This window comes from Wolbachia endosymbiont (group A) of Gastracanthus pulcherrimus (assembly GCF_964028265.1).
GTDB classification, from domain to species: domain Bacteria; phylum Pseudomonadota; class Alphaproteobacteria; order Rickettsiales; family Anaplasmataceae; genus Wolbachia; species Wolbachia pipientis.
The window spans coordinates 676,916-697,629 of the sequence record NZ_OZ034763.1 but is presented as its reverse complement, the minus strand read 5'-3'; the positions used below and the strand labels follow the sequence as shown (position 1 = coordinate 697,629).

The window sequence follows — 20,714 nt, the reverse complement described above, 5'->3', positions numbered from 1 at the left end:
CTACTGTTTGCACCCGTTTCACTCCTTTATATTGTGGTTGTCTAATAACAAAAAGGCAGCATAAGAAAACTATAACCCCTAGTATATTTATACTATAGCTGACCCAAGCAACACGTCATACCGCGATTCATTCCACAACTGTACGAACATTACAATATGGCACATAGTAAACGATGTCATGAAAGTAGCTGACACTGGAATGACACCCTTTTGGATGGAAACCAGTGTCACGCACTGGCATGACACCCATTTGTTCCTATAGTTGTCTTTTCTCGTCTACCTTATTTTGCCACTCTGCTGAACAGATACAATTTAGAGGTTGTCCGGAAACAAGTAAAAGGCTATAATATCTGAAATTTTAGTACGGGGTAAAGATGAGAAAAAAGTATCCAACAGATCTAAGCGAAAGGGAATAGGCAAGAATAGAAAAACACTTCAGAGTATCATACAAGAAAGGAGGAAGGCCGCCAAAGTATAGCAAAAGAGAAATATTAGAAGCAATTTTCTATGTATTGCGTACAGGGTGTCAATGGCGGTATTTACCAAATGATTTTCCGCTATGGAAGACTGTGTATGAGCAGTTCAGGCAATGGAAGAAGCAGGGAATTTTTGAGAAAATGAATTATGAAATTACAAAATATAGTAGAAGAAAAATAGGAAGGAATGAGCAGCCGAGTGCCTGTATAGTAGATAGTCAATCTGTAAAGACTACAGAAAAGGGGGGATCAAAGGCTATGATGGAAGTAAAAAAGTAAAGGGTAGAAAAAGGCATATAATTACAGACACTCAGGGTTTTATACTAGGTTGTTACGTAGGCGCTGCTAACGAAAATGATAGAGATGGTATTAAAATAGCATTAAACAATATGAGAACAAAATATACTAAAGTTAAAAAAATGTGGGCTGACATGGGATACCAAGGAAGAAATTTAAAGAATCACATAAAGGAAGAATATGACATAGATATTGAAATTGTTACAAGGCCTCCATGTAGATTTTGGGTGCACAAAGATACGCCACCTGAGCTACTACCAACAAGAGAACAAGGGTTTAAAGTACAGCCAAGAAGATGGGTTGTAGAAAGGACTTTTGCTTGGGTTAATAGGAATAGAAGGCTATCGAAGGAGTATGATTTACTCACAACATCCACTGAGAATTTCATATACCTAGCTATGAGTAGGGTTATGTTAAAGAGGGAATATGCTTGAATTTACTTGTTTCCGGACAACCTCTTATACCAATTCCCATTACAGGGCAAACAGATGGACAATGATGGAAGAAAAGCCATACTGAAGTAAGTAAAATAGCGAGGTTTAAATGGCATTAAGATCAAAATTATTGGATGAAAAAGTAGTAGAATCAGCAAAAGAAATGCTGAAGAAAGTAAGGAATAATGCATATGTTTCAAAAAAACTAAATGCTGTAATTGCAGCAAAAAAGTACAGTATAACGGCTGTAGCAAAAATATATTGCATTTCAAGAAGCGCACTAACTTCGTGGGTAAAACTCTTGAAAATTGGCAGAGAAGAAAAACTGTTTGCTCCTTCACAACGTCGTAGAAAAACTAAATTAAATCAGGCTCAACTACAGCAAATTGAAGAGTGGATAGAAGAAAATCCTAATATCACCATTAAAGAAATGAGAATAAGAATCCAGGAAAAGTTCGGATTAAATATCAGCAAATCTACAGTACACCGCCATATGCAAAAGATGAAATTCTCATATATTACACCAAGACCAGTTCATAATGGACAAGATAAAAGCAAACAAGAGGAATTCAAAAAAAAATCTCAATTGAGCTATTAGCAAGTATCCAGAAAAAGAGCTATTTTTCTTTGATGAATCACGGTTTGGCACACATTCAAAAGTTGGACATGGGTGGTTTAAAAAGGGGATTAGAACACAGGTTAAAACAAAATTAGGTAGGCAAAATTTCTATCTCTATAGTGCAGTTAATCCTAGAAATGGAGAGAGTTCTAGCTTATTTGCACCAAATGTCAACACTGATTGCATGAACATATTTCTTGAGCAAATTTCGCAATATCTAGAAACACGAGAGGCTTTTCTCGTTATGGACTGTGCTAGTTGGCATAGGTCAAAAAATTTAAAGGTACCTAAAAATATCGACATTATATACCTACCTCCATACTCACCTGAGCTAAATCCTGTTGAGAGGCTTTGGTTATATATAAAACAGAACATTTTGCGCAATAAAATATACGATACAATTGCTCTACTTGAGGGTGCTTTGTGCAAATTTATTACTTCTCTTGCCAGCTCCACAATTAAACAACTCTGCAATGTTTCCTATTTGACTGGACAACAATGAGAATTGGTATTAGAGGTTGTCCGGAAACAAGTAAATTCAAGCATATTCCCTCTTTAACATAACCCTACTCATAGCTAGGTATATGAAATTCTCAGTGGATGTTGTGAGTAAATCATACTCCTTCGATAGCCTTCTATTCCTATTAACCCAAGCAAAAGTCCTTTCTACAACCCATCTTCTTGGCTGTACTTTAAACCCTTGTTCTCTTGTTGGTAGTAGCTCAGGTGGCGTATCTTTGTGCACCCAAAATCTACATGGAGGCCTTGTAACAATTTCAATATCTATGTCATATTCTTCCTTTATGTGATTCTTTAAATTTCTTCCTTGGTATCCCATGTCAGCCCACATTTTTTTAACTTTAGTATATTTTGTTCTCATATTGTTTAATGCTATTTTAATACCATCTCTATCATTTTCGTTAGCAGCGCCTACGTAACAACCTAGTATAAAACCCTGAGTGTCTGTAATTATATGCCTTTTTCTACCCTTTACTTTTTTACTTCCATCATAGCCTTTGATCCCCCCTTTTCTGTAGTCTTTACAGATTGACTATCTACTATACAGGCACTCGGCTGCTCATTCCTTCCTATTTTTCTTCTACTATATTTTGTAATTTCATAATTCATTTTCTCAAAAATTCCCTGCTTCTTCCATTGCCTGAACTGCTCATACACAGTCTTCCATAGCGGAAAATCATTTGGTAAATACCGCCATTGACACCCTGTACGCAATACATAGAAAATTGCTTCTAATATTTCTCTTTTGCTATACTTTGGCGGCCTTCCTCCTTTCTTGTATGATACTCTGAAGTGTTTTTCTATTCTTGCCTATTCCCTTTCGCTTAGATCTGTTGGATACTTTTTTCTCATCTTTACCCCGTACTAAAATTTCAGATATTATAGCCTTTTACTTGTTTCCGGACAACCTCTTAGTAACACTGTCTATGATTATTTTTTCTATCGGTTGTGCAATTTTCCAGCCAGTGATTTTTAATGCATCAATAAATGTTTTCCCTGAAATTAAAGGCACAGCTTCTTCTGCAGTCTCGTTCATTAGAGCTTTTATCATGGCTATTTTTATCGGCTTAACAAGCTACATTTACAATGGTCAAACAATTAGTGTAGCTGTTCTTGTTTTATCCGCGATAGTACTAGAACTTGTTTTTACTGTCTATCTATTGCGTTTAAAAGATCCTATGTAATTAATAAAGATATTCCATTGTAGGCTGCTAACTTTCCCCGGCCAATCTTTCTGCTTCATTGCGTGAAATTAATGCCTCAATAAATTCATCTAGTTCACCTTCTTTTATAATCTGCTCTAACCGATGTGAAGTTAGATTAATTCTATGATCTGTTATTCTTGATTGTGGAAAGTTATATGTTCTTATGCGCTCGGAACGATCACCAGAGCCAATTTGGCTTTTCCTCATTGTTGACCTTTCCATTTCTTTTTTTTGTCTTTCAATTTCGTATAGCCTTGCCCTCAATACTTTGAGCGCTTTAGCTTTATTTTTGTGCTGCGATTTTTCATCTTGCTGTATCACAACTATCCCTGTTGGCAAGTGGGTGACCCTTACTGCGCTGTCAGTTGTATTCACTGATTGCCCTCCAGGACCACTGGATCTATAAACATCTATTCGTAAGTCTTTTTCTTCTATTTTAAAGTCAACTTCTTCTACTTCAGGTAATATCGCAACAGTAGCGGCAGAGGTATGCAACCTTCCTGAGGATTCAGTTTCTGGCACTCTCTGTACTCTGTGCACCCCTGATTCAAATTTCAACCTTGCAAAAACTTCTGTTCCATTAATGAGTGCAGAAGCTTCCTTATAGCCACCTATACCTGTATTAGAAATGCTTATTGGCTCGAACTTCCAATTTCTTCTTTCTGCATATTTTTGATACATACGAAATAACATTGCTGCAAATAATGCTGCTTCTTCTCCGCCTGTACCTGCTCTAATTTCTAATATTGCATTTCTTGAGTCATCTTCATCTTTGGGCAATAATGCTAACTTTAATTTTGCTTTTATTTTTGGTAATAATACCTTGTGCTTTTCGAAAAATTCTTCTTTTGCTAACTCTTTTATATCACCTTCGCTGTTTTCATCTTTCATTATTTCTTCTAAGTCTGAAATTTCCTCTTTCAGCGTGTTATATTCATCAATTATCTTGATTATTGGCCTGAGCTCAGAGTATTCCTTTGAAAGGGTAATGAATTCTTTTTGACTTAAATTGGTAGGATTTTCCAAATTCCTCTCTATATCATTAAATTTTTTCTTTAAGTCTTGTAAATTATTTTCCATATCCATATAGCACAGATCTAGCTAAGTAATATATACTGAAATAAAAAATTTCTTATATCAAGCAATAACACTATAATATACCTACTACCTTCTAGTTGAATATAATGGCAAAACAGATAACATCAAACTGCAATTTCATATTTGGAGCTTCGGACATAAAAACATTACCAGATGAATCGGCTCCAGAGATTGCGTTTGCTGGTAGATCAAATGTAGGAAAATCCAGTCTGATTAGCTTACTGATAAACAGCAAAAAAGCTGCCAGAGTTTCCTCTAAACCTGGATGCACTAGACAAATAAATTTTTACTCTATGTACAATGATAAGTTCAGGCTTGTTGACCTGCCAGGGTATGGTTATTCTCATGCAGGTAAGGAGGAAATTATACAATATTTAAACTTAATTGAGTATTATCTAATTCAAAGAAGAAATCTAAGAAGAGTGTTTGTGTTGATAGATAGCAAGGTAGGATTAAAAGAAATAGACAAAGACTTCATTTATTGGTTAATATATAATAACATTAACTTTAACATTGTGCTAACAAAAATAGATAAAGTAAGTCAAAAAAGCTTAGGTGCTGTTATAGAAGATATTCAAAAATGGATTAATAATGAGAATGTGTCAATTCATCAAATGAGCATCCGTGTTAAGCATAAAATAACCAAGGTAAGAGATGAGTTTTTCAAGTTTACAAGATAAAAAAATGAAGAGTAGTGAATTTTTAAAGGGTGAGGTATCATTTGAACAAAAAGCAGAAATATTACTTGAAGTGCTATCTAACATACCTAGCTTTGTAGGCGAGACTTTTGTCATTAAATGCGGTGGTACAATAATCTTAGATGAAACACTATTTAATACTTTTGTGCATAATGTTGTCTTGTTGAAGCAGCTTGGTATAAATCCGGTAATAATTCATGACGGAGAATATGAAATTAACTCAGTGTTAAAAATGCTGGATATGAACAGTAAGTTTGTGAATGGTATCAGACTTACAGACAAAGACACTATGAAAATCATTGAAATGGCACTGTGTGGTTCAGTTAATAAAAAAATTGTTCAGTATATAAATTCTGCTGGTGGTTCAGCTATTGGATTATGTGGAAAAGATGGTCACTTAATTAAAGCCGAAAAAATAACCGCTACGCTTAGAGAAGATAGATCAAATAATATCGAAAAGATATTAGACATGGGGTTCATCGGTAGACCCACTGAAATCAATCCTGATATATTATTTTTTATTGAAGAATCAGATTTTATACCAGTTATTGCACCAATTGGTCATGGAAAAGATGGGGAAACGTATCATATTGATGCCGATAGCACTGCAAGCGCAATTGCAATTGCAGTTTCTGCATCTAAAATGATAATCTTGAGTGACACAGATGAAGAAATAGATAAAATTGGTGGCAGGAAGATATCTGTTAAAAATTTAAATGCATCGATTGATTGTGGGAAAATTAAAGGGGAAAAATTTATTGAAAGGCTTATGGCATACGTTAAAATGGCGGAGGAATGTGCTGGAGTTGTTCACATAGTTGATGGTAGAATACCTAACATTATGCTTGATTTATTTACTGAGAGTAATTCAAGCATATTGATTGTGAGTGATTTATAGCTATACTGCTTACAACCACACGAATACCAAGAGGGTGTCATTCAAGTAGCTGACACTGGAATGACAGCAATCCACGTCATACCGCGATTCATTCGCGGTATCTCTAGATCCCGCTAACAAGTAGCGGGATGACGGTTGTCAGGGTGTCATCCCAGTGCCCAGACACTGGGATCCAGAAGACTTAATTTCAACCAAGTGGCTGCATAATAAGGACTAGATTCCAGACTGGAATGACATCATAGGGGCACTGGGATGACAAAAAAAGGGGCACTGAACTTGTCAAGGAATTTTATGGCCTAGCGTCACGCGCTGGAATGACATCATTTACGATGTAACATTTATCACTTTTGCAGATACAATTTACATGCTATAATTGAGTCTTCATAGATGGTAAATTGGAGTGCAAAGAAGTAAAATTAAAGTAGAAATAAAAAGATTATCACACGGAGAAGACTTGTCTCTTCCATGTTATGCAACTACGCAGAGTGCTGGCATGGATCTTTATGCTGCATTGAATGATTCTGCTGTTTTAAATCCACTTGAAAGATTACTTGTTCCAACTGGAATTGTGATTGCAATACCAAACGGTTTTGAGGGGCAAATCCGCCCACGTTCTGGTCTTGCTGCAAAACATGGAATCACTGTCTTAAATTCTCCGGGCACTATAGACTCTGATTATCGAGGTGAAGTTAAAATTTGTCTAATTAATCTAAGTAATCAGCCATACGAAATAAAAAGAGGAGATAGAATCGCACAAATCCTTATTTCTCCTGTATCTCAGGTAATTTGGGATGACAGAGAAGAATTCTGCGCAGAAGAAACCGGTCGCAATGCAGGGGGCTTTGGCTCAAGCGGCAGGTAGCTTACGAAAAAGCTTGACTATGACAGTTCTTTTATACACAATTTAAGCATATTAATATTTTATTAAATGAAGTCGTTTATGCTAACTTTCAAAAATCATTGTGGCCAGCTCCACAAAGCAAACACTGTATTTGTTGCATTTACTGCTATATACGTTATAGGTGGATTAGCAATACTTTCAACACCGCTTTGGAGGCCTTCAACTTGCAAGCTAGCAGCTTTTGCAGCTACACCACTTGGAATGGGCGTTTTAGCATTTGTTGCTGCTGCGCTGACTTATTTAGCAATATATGCTATCAGCAAAAATAACGAAATATCTGAGTTGAAAGCTCTGAAGGTTATTGAGGATGGGTTGCTAGTAACAGAAGACGCATTTAGGGAAATTGCAAGGAATAACCAAGTTAAAGATGAAGAAGGTAAGGTAGAAAAGGATAAATATTATATAGACTTCAGCTTAGAAGGCAAGAACTACCGTATTATTGTTGATATTAATCAGTTTACCAATAAGCTGGGCAATACTTCACTCTTCGAGATAGATTCACTAGAAGTGAAAAACAAAGAAGGTAAGTTCGAGACAGTAGATAAAACCATACGCGTCAAGTTAAGGAAAAGTGTAAGTAAAGTTGATAGAGTGAAGGAAAATAATAAGGTATAAATTCTCTTGGATATATGAATGAGAGAACTTACAATGGACAGAATAGCTTGCTTATCAAAAGACCTCAATGAATTCTTTAATGAAAAAGCAGACGAAATATCAATTGCAGTAGGTTTTATAAAAAGAAAGAGAAAACTTAATGGCTCATCATTCATAAAAGCTATGGTTTTTGGTAACATAGGAGTTGATGATTGCAGCATAGAAACAATGTGCCAATTGCTAAATGAAGACTCGATAGAAATTACAAAACAGGGTTTAGATTTTAGGTTTAGTGAAGAAGCAGTTGAGTTCATGAAAAAAATGTATAACGAAGCTTTGTGTTTATTTAAAAAAAGTCTACAGATTGATTGCAAAATTTTACAGCAATTTGGAAGCGTTAAATTATTGGATAGCAGCTACATTAGCCTGCCCAGTAGCATGGAAGATATGTACAAAGGATATGGCAGTAGCTATAGAGATTGTGAGAATAATACCAAATCAGGAATAAAGCTACAGTTAGTCTTTGATTACCTGAATCAAGCGCTAGATAAGTTAAATTTTATGGAAGGAATAAGGTCGGATCAAGGTTATAGGGATTATCTGAACGGTTTATCAGCCAATGATTTGCTAATATTTGACTTGGGCTACTTTGTGCCTAGTTCTTTTAAACAGATTGATGAAGCAGGTGCATATTTTGTTAGTCGTTATAAGTCTGATACCAATATATATGATATAGAAACAAATCAAAAAATAGAGCTATTGGAGTATTTGGAAGGTCAATTATCTTCAGAAAAAGAAGTATTATTAGGAAAGGAAGTAAAAATTAAGGTAAGAATTATATGTCAAAAGCTAACTGAAGAACAGTCTATGGCTAGAAGAAGAAAGGCTAATAAATTAGCAAAGTCACATGGATATACATCTTCTCAAAAGAATCAAAAGTTATTAGATTGGTCAATATTTATAACTAATGTTCCAGAGAGTAAAATTAATGCTGAACAAATATTGACGGTTTATAGAGTAAGATGGCAAATCGAATTACTATTTAAACTATATAAAAGTCATATCAATCTTGATAAACTAAAAGGAAAGACAAATCCATTTAGAGTATTGTGCGAGCTATACGCAAAATTATGTGCTATTCTCGTATTTCACGGAATGATTGGCTGTGTAAAACTAAAAAAGAACACGGAGCTCAGTTTAACAAAGGCATTTATTGAATTGAAAAGGCGGGTTAGAGAGCTCTTTTTGATATTAAACAATATTGTCAATAATTTAAAAATTTTTCTAAAAAAGCTTACTATAATCTGGTCAAAGTTTTCTTTGAAAGACAGATATAGGAAGACCAGGGTATCTACTTTAAGCTCTCTACATTCCTTAACTTGACGCGTATGGTAGATAAAACAGAATGGAATAAAACATTAGGTTTAGAAAAAGAGGGTGCTAAAGAGGTTAACACTTATTTAGGCTCGCTTATTGTTGAACAAGTTGCTTCTCAACAACAGACAGTATAGCCAAGTGAAATAAAAGAGGTAGATTAAGTCTGCCTCTTTGTTTTTTTTGATTTTTAGTGTTACGCGCATAACTGCATGGATGTTGCGATTCTCAAGGCAACGTATCTGTTTAGATGCATGGCTAATGCTGAAACAAAAATTCCAGTGTTCCCTTTCTTGTCATCCCAGTGCTTGACACATAACTGTACAAACATTCATTTTTGAAGGTAAATTGCACAACAGATAATGTCATTCCAGTGCTCCCTTTCTTGTCATCCAAGTAGCTGACACTTGTATCTTTATGATGTGAGGCATTAGAGCTAAAATACCTCACAGGGAGGGTGAAGCTGATGCGACACTAATGCCATTAAGGCCGAATCCCAGATTTTGCTTCCCTCCCATAGAGTTAAAGACTGAACAGTATCTTTTGGAATTATATCCCGTATTACAAGGTTAGTCTAAACTCTCAGTTTATTTATAGTCTTGGAGGCAATTTTATGCAAGTAAATGCTATTTTGGGTGTGGATATTTCAAAAAAGAAATTTGATGTTTGTTTGTTAGTGGACAGTAAAAAACGACACAAAGTCTTTCAAAATAATCAAGATAGTTTTGCAAAACTTGTAGTTTGGTGCAATGGCCATGGAGCAAATCTTACTCATTTATGTCTTGAAGCAACTAGTTGGTATGGAGAAGATTTGGCTACTTTTATGCACGATTTAGGACATAATGTCAGTATAGTAAACCCAGCCCAAATCAAAGCTTTTGGCAAAAGTGAGCTGCTCAGAAATAAGACAGATAAATCAGATGCAGCTATGATAGCTAGATTTTGTATCGCCAACAAACCTGCTCTTTGGAAGCCCATTGCACCTGAAATGAGGCATTTGAGGGAGCTTTACCGTTGCATGCAATCGCTAAAAGATGATAAGGTGCAACAGACAAATCGCTTGGAAAACAAAAATATGCATTCCAGTTGCAAAGAAGCTATATCTAAAGTAATTTTGGCAATAGAGGAGCAAATTATTGTTCTCGAAAAAGAAATTAATGAGCATATAAATAACTATCCACATCTAAAAAATATGGTGGAAAACCTTAAGACTATAAAAGGTATAGGATATCTTACTGCTGTTGCTGTTGTCGCAGAAATGCCATCAGTTGATAACTTTGACAATGCTAAACAATTTACAGCTTTTGCTGGTCTAAATCCAGGACATTATCAATCGGGATCGTCAGTAAGTAAGAGAAGTTGCATATGCAAAATAGGATCTGAGCGTATTCGAAAAGCTCTTTATATGCCAGCTATAGTAGTCAAAAACCATAATAATCATTTTCAAAAGTTTTGTCAGCGTCTAGCAAGTAAAGGCAAATGTCCAAAAGTCATAGTTCTTGCGTTAATGCGAAAATTAATGCATGTCTTTTTTGGTATTCTTAAAAATAATCAACCATTTAATTGTAATTTTGTTGGATAATTTGTTTGACAGCAGAGACAGTATCTGGGATCTGGTAGACAATGTTCATACAGCAGCTACTCGGATGACACCTTGTGCTTGCTGGCTATAATTGCTAAGGATTTTTATTTAATTTAACTGCATCTTTTGCCTTATCCAATAACCCATTAATAAAACCAATTTCGCTTGGTTTATCAAGTAAATCAGATGCAATGTTAGTATATTCATTAATGACAACTGGAACTGGCGTATCACAATTAGCTAACTCACATATTGCAACACGCAAAATAGATAAGCTTATAAGATTTAACCGTGAAAGGGACCAACTTGGGTGTAAATAAGACTCTATTATTTTATCATATTCTTCACTGCTTTTTATAACCTTATATAACAAGTTTTCTAAGAACTGATGTTCAAATTCTTCACATTCAAATATATCTTTCAACTTATTTATGTAGTCCTTAAGCTCACAATTTTCCAGTTTAAAAGTGCTTTTGTTGTAACCTACGAAAATATTTGAATAAGCAATTTGTACAGCAAGAAATCTTGCCGTGCTTCTTTTTATGCGCCATTTTTTATCTACTGGTTTTTCCTCCATTATTTTAATTTATTGTGTAAATCTATCATACGCAAAACAGTTGAGGCTGCATGGCCACCAACGTTCTTTTTGTTTTTATCAGCTCTAACTAGTGCTTTATCTTTGCTGTCAGCGGTAATTACACCCATACCAAGGGGTATTGCATAATGCATAACAACCTCATTTAAGCCTTCAATTACTCCTTTACAAACATATTGATAATGATCGGTTTCACCGCGAATTACGCACCCAAGAGCTAAATAACCATCATAATTAGTATGCCCACTCTTGACTGCAAAAAGAATTGTAGCTGGTATCTCAAATGTACCAGGAACCTCAACTACATCGTAACTGGCATTACTGCCTTTTAATTTATCAATTGCACCTTCAAGCAAAAGGTTCGCTATTTCAGTATAATAAATCGAATTAACTATTAGTATTCTCGACATTTACTACCACTTTTTTTGTTAAAAACAACTTTATTAATGACTGTTGAATTAGAGTTATAATATTACTAAATATCCAATATATTACCAGGCCGGCAGGAAAAGAAGAAAAAATAAAGACAGAAATGTAAGGTAAAAACTTCATAACATTTACTTGAATATCATCTTTACTGGTTTGATCTTTCTCACTTAGCTTCTGCTGAATTATCATGGTGGCACCGAAAATTATAGGTAAAATGCCTATAGAAATAGGAAAGTTATAATTAAACAACCCAAATAATGTAAAGATGTTCGTTGGGTCAGGAGCTGAAAGATCCTTAATCCATAAAAAAAAAGGAGCATGCCTCATCTCTATAGTAACAAATAATACTTTATATAGAGCAAAAAATACCGGTATTTGTATTAGCATGGGAAAAATGCTCGACATTGGATTTACGTTGTTTCTCTTAAACAATGCAATTGTCTCTTTATGCTGCTTTAAGCTGTCATTTTTATACAACTCTTTTACACGAGTTAGCTCAGGCTGCAAGCTTTTCACCTTGAACATTGAAACATATGATCTATTAGATAAGGGAAGCATCAAAAGTTTGATTACTAAAGTCAGCAATAATATTGCTAAGCCAAAATTCTTTAAAACGAAGTTAAAGTATTCAAGCAGTAAAAACACTGGTTTAGTTATAAAGTAAAGAACACCAAAATCTACAGCTTTATCAAACAAAGGTATATTGAGAGTATCCTTATAAGAATCCAGTAAATTCAACTTTTTTGCTCCAGCAAAAAAATAATTCACATTAGAAGTGCTTGCACCAGGAAGTATACTCTTATAAGACTTAACAAAATCTACTTGAAATTTATCAATATCATTAGCGTTAGTATGTTTAATGCTTACATTTATTTTATCAGATTTTTCAGGTATGATGGCTGTGAGCCAGTATTTATCAGCAAAACCAAACCAATTTTTTTCACTCGTGCTTGCTTTTATTAAATGTTTTTTGGAAATATCCTTATATGTCCACTCCTCTAGTTTATTATCAAATGCACCCAGTACTCCTTCATGGGATATCCAATAAGATTCGTTGATATTGTCACGTTTACGGTTAATTTTACCATAAGGAACCAAAACTACATTATCCTTTGTATTATTTTCAACAACTTGCTCAACTTTAAACATATAATTATCGTCGAGGTTAATTTTCATTCTAAATAAAATGCCATTCTCATTGTCCCAAGATAAATTGACCTCTTTTTGATTAAGTTTATCTGCTCGCCAGACTGCTTTAGAATCTGGAACTTTAATCTTGTTACTCGGATCGAGCCACCCAAATTCTGCAAAATATACATCTTTTGATTCTGCAGGTGACAGTAACACCACTTGTGGAGAAGAAGAACTCGGTTCTAAGTGGTAATTAGTTAAAATTAAGTCATCAAACCTTGCACCTTTCAGAGAAATTGATCCTTTAATCATGTTATTGGTTAAACTAACCCTCTGTTCTCGAGTAGAATTAATAATTTCAGAACGATTTTGGTATATTATAGGAGCAAGGTCGTTAAAAGATTCGATATGTTCAATATTTTCAATCAATGGCTGGTTTTGGTTTGTACTAAAAAAATTATCATAAATAATACGCCAAGACACCATGATTAACATGGAAAGGATAGCTGCCAAAATTAAACTTTTTGCTTCTGACATGAAATTAAATCAAACATATCTTCTTAAAGTGTATACTAAATATTGTACTAAAACAATGAAATTTACTTATTTTTAATAATAACTTTTAACGCTGATCTTTAAAATTTATTTTAATAGCTTCAAATTTTAACAATATGAACGCGGTGAAAAATCTAGTTATTTGGTTGCTAATAATAGCCACTACTGCAATGCTTATTGATTCACAAAGGGACAAACTAAGCGACAGATTTCTCAGTACTTTTTTACCATATAAAGGAAGAATTCAAAATAGCGGTCAGAATAGTGGAAGTATTGAATTTACGAAGTCATATGATGGACACTTTTATATTCAGGCTCAAGTCAATGATCGCAATATAACGTTTTTGCTTGATACTGGAGCAACCGATATTGTTCTATCACAAAAAGACGCATTACATGTTGGTATTAACTTACAAAATGTTCAGGATTTTAAAATATATGAAACTGCGAAAGGTCAAATAAAAGCTGGAGTGGTTCAAATACCTCAAGTTAAAATAGGAAATTTTTTGATTAATGATGTACAGGCAAGCGTTAACACTCATTCTATGTCTCATTCACTACTTGGAATGAGCTTTTTAAGGTATTTTCATTTCACTATAAGAGATAATAAGTTGATATTATACCGCGACTAAACACTTCTACAATCTACTTATCAAAGCTCTGTAGGTTAATATAGGAGCAGAAATAAATATTGCAGAACAAGTGCCAATCAAAATACCAAAAAAAATGATCAAGCTGAAGTCTTTCACTGCATCTGTGCAGATTAATGCCAAAGGAAGAGCAGCAAGAAGGGTTGTACCCGAGGTTAATATAGTGCGAAATAATGTAGCGTTGATACTTGCATCTACTATCTCACTCATCCGCCCACTTTTACCACTCTTGCAATACTCTCGAATCCGATCGTATATAATTACTGAGTTATTGATTGAATAACCAATGACAGTGAGAAGAGCTGCAACTGATGAAATATTAAACTCAATGCCAGTTAGGCTAATAAAACCAACAGTTAAAATCACGTCATGAATCAGTGCTGTTATTCCACTGAATCCACATTGCCAATTAAATCTAAACCAAACGTAAAAAAATATTCCAACAATTGCGATCAACATGGATAACATTCCTTCAAATATTTGTGTTGAGCTTATTTGTGGGCCAACATAGTCTATTTTACGATAGCTTATTGAGCTCCCCAGCTTTTCTTCTAGTATGCTTTTTATCTTTTTGATTTTATCTTCATCTCCTTCATCTTTAAAACGCATGACTAAATTATCACCCGCTTTTGAACTCTGCACTGTAAAACCATTTTCTTTTAATGCATCAAGAATAGAGTGATTCTCATCTGAAGATTTTATCTCTATCAAAATTCCGCCTGCAAAGTCTATGCCTAAGTTCACTCCACGCAGCACAACAGTGAATATTGAAAAGATGATAAGAATAATGCTAATTAATGCAGTCAAATCCCTATATTTACTAAATTTTATATTGAGGTTATCTGGAATGAGTCTAAGTGCCATGCTATTTACTTAAACTTGAATTTTATATACTTTTCAAAAAATTCACTAGTTTATTCTGTGATTGTTTGACTATGTAAATTTTTCTGTCAGTTGATTCTTGTCTGTCGATTAAGTTCTATCTAGTGCAAACTTTGCAATTTTGAAGTACATTACAAGAGCAAAATACCGCCAATTTGGCCCATCATTTTATCTCTGCAAGCTTATCCCCCCCTTGCTATGTTAGCAACGCAACCTAAGCTAGGTTCCTTCATAGCAGTGTTAGGTACACTGCCATATCTTTCAAAACTTTCATGCTCTATAGCTTCCTCAACACTTTTTCCTCCTAAAAGACAGTTTTCCCCTAAACTTTTTCCCCTATTTTTTAACTCATTAAGCCTTGCTCTGTTTTCCCCATCAATCTCCACTTTTATTTTATTGCTGCCTTTCTCACTAGGACTTAGATAAATACTTATCTCTCCTACCTCAGTAGTAAAAGACATTTCAATACCACCTTTTGAGACATCCATGTAATTTCTTTTTCCCCCTATTTCTTCTACATTTTCAACTCTTACTATACTTTCTCCAATTTTGAGTATGCCAACTCTTAAATTTAAGTCTTTGGCTTTTTCATTGTTTAGGATTTCTGCAACTTCAACAATACTATCTTGCGAGTACTCTATACAAAAATATCTATTATCCTTGTCTACTCCTAATACATTTTGAGTCTGCTTGCTTTTGTTTACAATACTTTCATATGCTAAACCTTTTAGCTTGCTTTCAATTTCCTTACATTTCTCAGAAAGACCATCATCAAATCCATTACAAGTAACTATCTGCTCAAACTCATTCCCATCGAAAAAATTATGGCGTTTTACCTTCCCACCTTCTAACAATAAATTACTAACAATGCTTTTGATAATGTCCTCTTCGGACACTTCATTTTTTTTGTTACAGTTTTGATCTTCACTTTCTTTGTTACAGTTTTTATCTTTACTTTGATAGGGAAAGTTATCAAATACAAAAGTGTTACTTCTGTTACTTATATGACTACCACTAGTAAGATCTTTTATTTCTTCAAATACTGTATTTGTTACAGTTTTGTTACAACAACTACATTTTAAATTTAACATTACTTCTTTTTCTAAGTATTTAGCTACTATGCACTTAGTACTTTCTGGAGTATTTTTTATATCTTTTTGTTCATTTTGTTCTGTTATACCTCTCACCTCCCCACAGCATTTATCAATCAGATCCTGTTTACTTTGAGTTAACGACATTTTTAGTTTCATAAAAAGTGAGTCTTTTAGAAAAGGATTATCATCTTCTGAATCCAAATCATCTGTTAACTCCATTGAATCAAAATTACCTGAGCTATAGTACGAACCCTTTTTTGAGTCCGAACTATCTTCTGAGTTCCCATCACTATCTAACCAATTGTCAACTTTCGGAAATTCTGAGCTTTTCTGTTCACCTTCAAAAGTCTGATTACTACCACCAGCGCCCTTTGTCAAATTTTCTTTACTTTCACAAGAACCATCTGAACCATAGCCCTCATTCCCTTTTGGATCTGAATCATCTGGATTACAATCAGAAGTTATTTCTGTATCTTCAGAAATCTGTTGATTATCACTTTCACCTAACAAACCACCATTTGTTGGATTACATACATTTTCTGTATATTTTTGATTATTTTGTGCTTCTATTTTCTCCTTTTCGTACAACAGTTTAAACTGATCCTCATCGTCAGAATTGTGACCTGAATCACAAATTACATGATCATTGCAGGTAGAATTATGCTCTACTGAATCAGTACTTTCAAAAATTTGTGGATTATTACTTCCGTCTGGCAAATTACCTGATAAACCAGTCTGATGATTATTTTCACCTACCCAACCATCAGTTGTTGTTGGAATATATATTCCTGTATATCTTTGGCTATCAAGAGAATCATTAGTTAATTGTACTGCTGTATAAGTTGTCCGGTCATCCTCATCATCGGAACTAATACCTGAATCATGGCCATCACCTTCTTTAATCTTTTGAGTTTCTATATCGTGTTCATTTATTTCGCTCGACGAATCATAGTTGGAAGGGTTATACTGTTGATTAGGACGTTTAAAAATTTGACGCCAATCGCTGTAAGGCTCCTTAAAATCGAAAGCAGTGCGTATAACTTTTTCCTTGCCTGATACCCCACCATTCATATTGTATAACCATTACTCACTAATCCCTTAGTGAATATCGTAATATATAGGTCTGTCAATAAAAAAATATAACTTTCTTTGGTTCTAACCTTTGCAAATCAGTATCTATAGCCCGGTAATTTCTCATATATTGCACTCTGGACCTAGGAGCGTTGTTAATAAATCCACGACAGCTAGACAACCTTCGCCCGTTTACTAAAAGGAAAAGCAGCAAAGAGCGAACCAAAAGCGATGAGAAAGGATCCAAGCCAGATTATAGACATTCCAGGTTTATAGTGCACTTTAGCTGCAATTTTGCTCTTACTCTTATCAATCTCTCCAATTACAACATAAATATCAGAAAGCAAATTGTGGTAGATACTGCTTTCAACATTTTTTTGACCTTCCGCAAGGTAAAATCTATATTCAGGGGTCATCTCACCTAATATCTTATTATTCAGCAAATTCCTGATATACATTGTACCTCTCACTGCATGGAAATTTTTTTCTTTTATTAGCTCAATATTTCGTAAAGTAACTTTAAATTTATTGACTGTTATGCTATCCCCTATTTTTAAGTAATTTTCTTTTTTCTCCTGCCAACCAACCGAATATGCTATACCAAGCACTAGAATTGCCACTCCAGCATGAGCTGCCATCATTGCATAGTAGGATTTAGAAACTTTTCTTGCTAATAAAATTGATTCACCAAATGCTACCTTAAATAAACAAATTCTTTTACTGTATGCTTCTAAAACAAAGATTAATAATGCTATGGAGATAGTAATTGATAGCACAATTATTAGCTCCATGTGAAAAATAAACGGCAAAATAGCTGCAGCACTACAAAATGAAAATCTATATTCACGGAATATTGGCAATAGACTATTTCCCTGCCAACTGCAGTATTGCCCAATTATCGTGAGGGCTAGAATAGCCAGTGCAATAGGATTAAATAAAGAATTGTAATATGGTGCTCCAACTGAAATTAATTCACCGGTTAAATATTCGAGCACTGTAGGGTATAAAGTGCCAACGAACACAATGAAAAAGGCAGTGATGAATAATAAATTGTTCATCAGCATCATCGTAAGGCGTGAAAAGAATCTTCTACCCTCTGTCACTTGAGTAGCAGGTTTCTTTTCAGATTCCAGTGTCAAGCATTGGAATGACATCGCAGACGTGTGATTTTTTCTCGTAAATACTACAAATATTACTAAGCTACTGACTGTAATTACACCAAGTAGAGCTAATATATACAGTCCATACCTTGGATCATCTGCAAACGTGTGCACTGAGGTGAGTATTCCTGAGCGGACTAGAAATGTTCCAGTCACACTCAATATAAAAGTTGTAAGCGTAAGTAAAATAGCAAAGTTCTTTAAAACATTGAAATTCCGTACCACGAGCAACAAATGTGTCAGCGCTACTGCAATTAGCCACGGCATCAAAGAAACGTTTTCCACTGGATCCCAAAACCAAAATCCACCCCACCCAAGTTCGCGATATGCCCACCAGCTACCCAAGCTGATGCCCAAAGTGAGCAGCGACCAAGAAATAAGTACCCAAGGCCTGACAATTTTAGCCCAAACATTTCCTTCAACTTTTGCAATTAATCCAGCTATAGAGAGCGAAAAAGGAACGCTAAACCCAAGGTACCCCAAATATAATATCGGTGGATGAATAGCAAGGCCTATATCTTGCAATATCGGATTAAAACCAAGACCATCTTTTTCAACGCTTGGCATTTTAGTGAAGGGGCTGGATTCAAGTAAAGTGAACAGTAAAAAACAAAAGCAAATCAAGCCTTGGGTGATCAAGGATACTTTCTTCAATTTACTGTCGTTATCAGTAAAAATATCCATCAGAAATAGGTAAAAGGTAAGCACTAATGCCCAAAGCAACATGGACCCTTCTTTATTTCCCCAAACACCACAAATCTTGTAGATCAAAGGTTTTGTTGTGTGTGAGTGGTAGTATACGTTTTCAAGTGAAAAATCATTTGTAATGTGGCAGTAGATCAAAATAGCCATTGACGCTGATACACAAAAAAATATGGCAGTGGTAATAAACCGACAAGAACTAAGCGGTAAAAACAAATATGTCAAAGACAATAAGCAGGCTAGCAATAGCAATATATTCCCAAGTTCAGGCATAAAAAATTATAGTTTTTATATAAACAATATTACTGATGACAAGTAAGAAGTTAAAGTGTTAATTGATGCTAGCATAATGCTCCCGTAGTTAGCTGTGCTAGTATTAATTAAAAATTAAATATTAAATCTTTATACTTTTATAGATAGCGTTAATATTGAGGTAACATTGTGGGTACAACTAAGATTAGTAAATTTCCATTCAATATAAAAGGTAAAGTGGCAAAACAACATGCCGAACCAATAATCGAAAAAAATCTCTATACTATTTTAGGATTCAAAGATATAGAAGATTTTGAAAATAAGACAAGTAAACTTGTTAATAAAAAAGTTTGGCAATCATTTGTTGACTGCTTTGCAAAAGAAATAGATTATGCAGCAACCGAAGAAGTTGTAAAAAACATCGTTTGTAACATTGCAAAGAGTGATCAAGGTAATGCTTTTACCAAAACTGAACATCTCATATTAAATGAAAAGCAAGATAATAAAAAGAGAGAAAAAGCGATTAGAAAAGCTATTAGTATTTTGAGAAAAATCAATCCAGAAAAAGCCTTTAATGAACTTTCAGTAATAAAAAAACAAGCTGAAGATTTTTTACAAACCGATTTTTGTAAAGCACAGAGTAAATCACTTCAAGGATTTGCTCCCTCTGGTGGACAGCTCTTTGCGGAAACTCTGAAATATATAGAAACACTAGAAAGATTATCCGAAGTAAAAAAAGAAGGGCTAGTTAGAGATTTCTTGTTAAATCATGTTAGTTTATTGAATAAAAAGTATCCTAAATCACAAGGTAAAAGGGAAGATGCTATAACAATACTATCAAGTGATGAGTTGAAGAATTTTTACAATAAAGGTGTAAAAGAAGGAATGTTACAACCAATGGCATCTTACAAAGGATGCAGAAACCTGTATGACAAAATGAACCAGATAAAAAATGAATCCAAAAGTATAATTAAAAGAGAAGAACGGGAAGAAAATTTAAAGAAAATAGATAAGTCGATAATCAGCGCAATTAATGACATAAAAAAACATAGAGAAGCAATCCTTAACTGTAAAGACTTTCAAAATTCTTACATAAAAGAGAAAAAAGAACATCCATTTAGAGGCAACGCATGTCAAAAAATGATTGATATATATCAAGAGAGAATTGTTGGATATCAGGAGAAAATTCGTCAAAACTTAAACCAAATAAAAGCGATATTAAAAAGTGCGCCGCAAGAAATGGATGATGTGGAAGAATTCGAGGAAATAATTGATGATATACATGAAGCAAAGCAGTGTGATGAAATTTTTGATTCAGCTTTAATTTGTTTATCGAACATACAGAATGAGCTAGATATTCAGCTGGAAAATCCTTCAACAGAACTCAGAGCTTCACACATTAACGTTAAAACTGAGCTAACTAGGTTATAAGAACCAAATCTTTAGGATAATGAAAGCACTTTAATTCAAGACAGCTCTTAGTCTGTGTTTTAATTTG

Annotated in this window: 20 protein-coding genes and 1 pseudogene; 12 read left to right on the top strand and 9 right to left on the bottom strand. The window is 34.3% G+C overall.

Translation table 11 applies throughout. The features are described from left to right. Positions 1-87: 87 nt before the first annotated feature. A complete protein-coding gene (locus ABWU47_RS03645) occupies positions 88-246 on the bottom strand; it encodes a hypothetical protein (protein ID WP_010962502.1) in 159 nt (52 codons plus the stop codon). A 176-nt stretch (positions 247-422) separates the two neighbouring features. On the opposite strand from ABWU47_RS03645, the gene ABWU47_RS03640 reads away from it, so the two are divergent. Both ABWU47_RS03640 and ABWU47_RS03635 read left to right on the top strand, forming a co-directional pair. After that, positions 423-1,207 (top strand): IS5 family transposase gene (locus ABWU47_RS03640; protein WP_238513981.1). Its coding sequence is split into 2 segments (ribosomal slippage): positions 423-744 and positions 744-1,207, totalling 786 coding nucleotides; the frame shifts between segments, so codons are not numbered across the junction. A 109-nt stretch (positions 1,208-1,316) separates the two neighbouring features. Continuing rightward, a protein-coding gene (locus ABWU47_RS03635) for an IS630 family transposase (protein WP_410530061.1) occupies positions 1,317-2,328 on the top strand; the annotation gives its coding sequence in 2 pieces (ribosomal slippage) (positions 1,317-1,796 and positions 1,798-2,328; 1,011 coding nt in all). A 36-nt stretch (positions 2,329-2,364) separates the two neighbouring features. On the opposite strand, the gene ABWU47_RS03630 is transcribed toward ABWU47_RS03635, so the two are convergent. After that, a protein-coding gene (locus ABWU47_RS03630) for an IS5 family transposase (RefSeq protein ID WP_238513981.1) occupies positions 2,365-3,149 on the bottom strand; the annotation gives its coding sequence in 2 pieces (ribosomal slippage) (positions 2,365-2,828 and positions 2,828-3,149; 786 coding nt in all). 107 nt (positions 3,150-3,256) lie between these two features. Here ABWU47_RS03630 and ABWU47_RS07085 point away from each other — a divergent pair. After that, a pseudogene (locus ABWU47_RS07085) lies at positions 3,257-3,529 on the top strand (MFS transporter); the annotation flags it as partial. A 27-nt stretch (positions 3,530-3,556) separates the two neighbouring features. Here the strand turns inward: ABWU47_RS07085 and prfA are convergent. Next, the gene (gene prfA, locus ABWU47_RS03620) at positions 3,557-4,636 is read right to left on the bottom strand and encodes a peptide chain release factor 1 (RefSeq protein WP_007548640.1); all 1,080 of its coding nucleotides are present in this window, start codon (positions 4,634-4,636) and stop codon (positions 3,557-3,559) included. A 98-nt stretch (positions 4,637-4,734) separates the two neighbouring features. On the opposite strand from prfA, the gene yihA reads away from it, so the two are divergent. The 7 genes from yihA to ABWU47_RS03580 all read left to right on the top strand — a co-directional run bounded on the left by yihA (position 4,735) and on the right by ABWU47_RS03580 (position 10,695). After that, positions 4,735-5,328 (top strand): ribosome biogenesis GTP-binding protein YihA/YsxC, encoded by a 594-nt coding sequence (yihA, locus tag ABWU47_RS03615; RefSeq protein WP_077188571.1) that lies wholly within the window; start codon positions 4,735-4,737, stop codon positions 5,326-5,328. A gap of 4 nt (positions 5,329-5,332) precedes the next feature. Beyond that, a complete protein-coding gene (argB, locus tag ABWU47_RS03610) occupies positions 5,333-6,244 on the top strand; it encodes an acetylglutamate kinase (protein WP_006279509.1) in 912 nt (303 codons plus the stop codon). Positions 6,245-6,644: 400 nt separating this feature from the next. Next, positions 6,645-7,106, top strand: a complete 462-nt coding sequence (gene dut, locus ABWU47_RS03600) for a dUTP diphosphatase (RefSeq protein WP_006279458.1) — start codon at positions 6,645-6,647, stop codon at positions 7,104-7,106. A 78-nt stretch (positions 7,107-7,184) separates the two neighbouring features. Further along, entirely contained in the window at positions 7,185-7,760 is a 576-nt protein-coding gene (locus tag ABWU47_RS03595) for a hypothetical protein (RefSeq protein WP_236717775.1), read from the top strand. 33 nt (positions 7,761-7,793) lie between these two features. Next, a complete protein-coding gene (locus ABWU47_RS03590) occupies positions 7,794-9,122 on the top strand; it encodes an IS4-like element ISWosp9 family transposase (protein ID WP_041573564.1) in 1,329 nt (442 codons plus the stop codon). A gap of 5 nt (positions 9,123-9,127) precedes the next feature. Then, on the top strand, positions 9,128-9,250 hold the full coding sequence (locus ABWU47_RS03585; protein ID WP_255324039.1) for a hypothetical protein: 123 nt from the start codon (positions 9,128-9,130) through the stop codon (positions 9,248-9,250). A 476-nt stretch (positions 9,251-9,726) separates the two neighbouring features. Continuing rightward, entirely contained in the window at positions 9,727-10,695 is a 969-nt protein-coding gene (locus ABWU47_RS03580) for an IS110 family transposase (protein WP_353285568.1), read from the top strand. 94 nt (positions 10,696-10,789) lie between these two features. Here ABWU47_RS03580 and nusB read toward each other — a convergent pair whose 3' ends face one another. Genes nusB through yidC form a run of 3 tightly spaced genes read right to left on the bottom strand, consistent with a single transcriptional unit; the run spans position 10,790 to position 13,387 of the window. Next, on the bottom strand, positions 10,790-11,272 hold the full coding sequence (gene nusB, locus ABWU47_RS03575; RefSeq protein ID WP_007549265.1) for a transcription antitermination factor NusB: 483 nt from the start codon (positions 11,270-11,272) through the stop codon (positions 10,790-10,792). Continuing rightward, a complete protein-coding gene (locus tag ABWU47_RS03570) occupies positions 11,272-11,700 on the bottom strand; it encodes a 6,7-dimethyl-8-ribityllumazine synthase (protein WP_006279647.1) in 429 nt (142 codons plus the stop codon). Before ABWU47_RS03570 ends, nusB begins: the two co-directional genes overlap by 1 nt. After that, positions 11,678-13,387, bottom strand: a complete 1,710-nt coding sequence (gene yidC / locus ABWU47_RS03565; RefSeq protein WP_077188570.1) for a membrane protein insertase YidC — start codon at positions 13,385-13,387, stop codon at positions 11,678-11,680. Before yidC ends, ABWU47_RS03570 begins: the two co-directional genes overlap by 23 nt. 134 nt (positions 13,388-13,521) lie before the next feature. On the opposite strand from yidC, the gene ABWU47_RS03560 reads away from it, so the two are divergent. Beyond that, positions 13,522-14,037, top strand: a complete 516-nt coding sequence (locus ABWU47_RS03560) for a TIGR02281 family clan AA aspartic protease (protein ID WP_006279648.1) — start codon at positions 13,522-13,524, stop codon at positions 14,035-14,037. Between the two features lie 6 nt (positions 14,038-14,043). Here the strand turns inward: ABWU47_RS03560 and secF are convergent, their stop codons facing one another. The 3 genes from secF to ABWU47_RS03545 all read right to left on the bottom strand — a co-directional run bounded on the left by secF (position 14,044) and on the right by ABWU47_RS03545 (position 19,237). After that, positions 14,044-14,919: a protein translocase subunit SecF gene (secF, locus tag ABWU47_RS03555; RefSeq protein ID WP_006279649.1), complete on the bottom strand. Its 876-nt coding sequence runs from the start codon at positions 14,917-14,919 to the stop codon at positions 14,044-14,046. Positions 14,920-15,119: 200 nt separating this feature from the next. Continuing rightward, entirely contained in the window at positions 15,120-17,102 is a 1,983-nt protein-coding gene (locus ABWU47_RS03550) for a hypothetical protein (RefSeq protein WP_353285567.1), read from the bottom strand. A 173-nt stretch (positions 17,103-17,275) separates the two neighbouring features. Continuing rightward, on the bottom strand, positions 17,276-19,237 hold the full coding sequence (locus ABWU47_RS03545; protein WP_006279652.1) for a heme lyase CcmF/NrfE family subunit: 1,962 nt from the start codon (positions 19,235-19,237) through the stop codon (positions 17,276-17,278). A 168-nt stretch (positions 19,238-19,405) separates the two neighbouring features. Between ABWU47_RS03545 and ABWU47_RS03540 the strand changes: the two genes are divergently transcribed. Then, positions 19,406-20,647, top strand: coding sequence for a hypothetical protein (locus ABWU47_RS03540; RefSeq protein ID WP_006279654.1), 1,242 nt, complete (start codon positions 19,406-19,408; stop codon positions 20,645-20,647). Positions 20,648-20,714: the final 67 nt, after the last annotated feature.

Excerpts from the sequence above, each read along its gene's own strand:
- secF (WP_006279649.1), bottom strand. The coding sequence starts at position 14,919 with ATGGCACTTAGACTCATTCCAGATAACCTCAATATAAAATTTAGTAAA.
- ABWU47_RS03550 (WP_353285567.1), bottom strand. The coding sequence starts at position 17,102 with ATGAATGGTGGGGTATCAGGCAAGGAAAAAGTTATACGCACTGCTTTC.
- ABWU47_RS03560 (WP_006279648.1), top strand. The coding sequence starts at position 13,522 with ATGAACGCGGTGAAAAATCTAGTTATTTGGTTGCTAATAATAGCCACT.
- ABWU47_RS03590 (WP_041573564.1), top strand. The coding sequence starts at position 7,794 with ATGGACAGAATAGCTTGCTTATCAAAAGACCTCAATGAATTCTTTAAT.
- ABWU47_RS03585 (WP_255324039.1), top strand. The coding sequence starts at position 9,128 with ATGGTAGATAAAACAGAATGGAATAAAACATTAGGTTTAGAAAAAGAG.
- ABWU47_RS03545 (WP_006279652.1), bottom strand. The coding sequence starts at position 19,237 with ATGCCTGAACTTGGGAATATATTGCTATTGCTAGCCTGCTTATTGTCT.
- prfA (WP_007548640.1), bottom strand. The coding sequence starts at position 4,636 with ATGGATATGGAAAATAATTTACAAGACTTAAAGAAAAAATTTAATGAT.
- ABWU47_RS03595 (WP_236717775.1), top strand. The coding sequence starts at position 7,185 with ATGCTAACTTTCAAAAATCATTGTGGCCAGCTCCACAAAGCAAACACT.
- argB (WP_006279509.1), top strand. The coding sequence starts at position 5,333 with ATGAAGAGTAGTGAATTTTTAAAGGGTGAGGTATCATTTGAACAAAAA.
- yidC (WP_077188570.1), bottom strand. The coding sequence starts at position 13,387 with ATGTCAGAAGCAAAAAGTTTAATTTTGGCAGCTATCCTTTCCATGTTA.
- ABWU47_RS03580 (WP_353285568.1), top strand. The coding sequence starts at position 9,727 with ATGCAAGTAAATGCTATTTTGGGTGTGGATATTTCAAAAAAGAAATTT.
- yihA (WP_077188571.1), top strand. The coding sequence starts at position 4,735 with ATGGCAAAACAGATAACATCAAACTGCAATTTCATATTTGGAGCTTCG.
- ABWU47_RS03570 (WP_006279647.1), bottom strand. The coding sequence starts at position 11,700 with ATGTCGAGAATACTAATAGTTAATTCGATTTATTATACTGAAATAGCG.
- nusB (WP_007549265.1), bottom strand. The coding sequence starts at position 11,272 with ATGGAGGAAAAACCAGTAGATAAAAAATGGCGCATAAAAAGAAGCACG.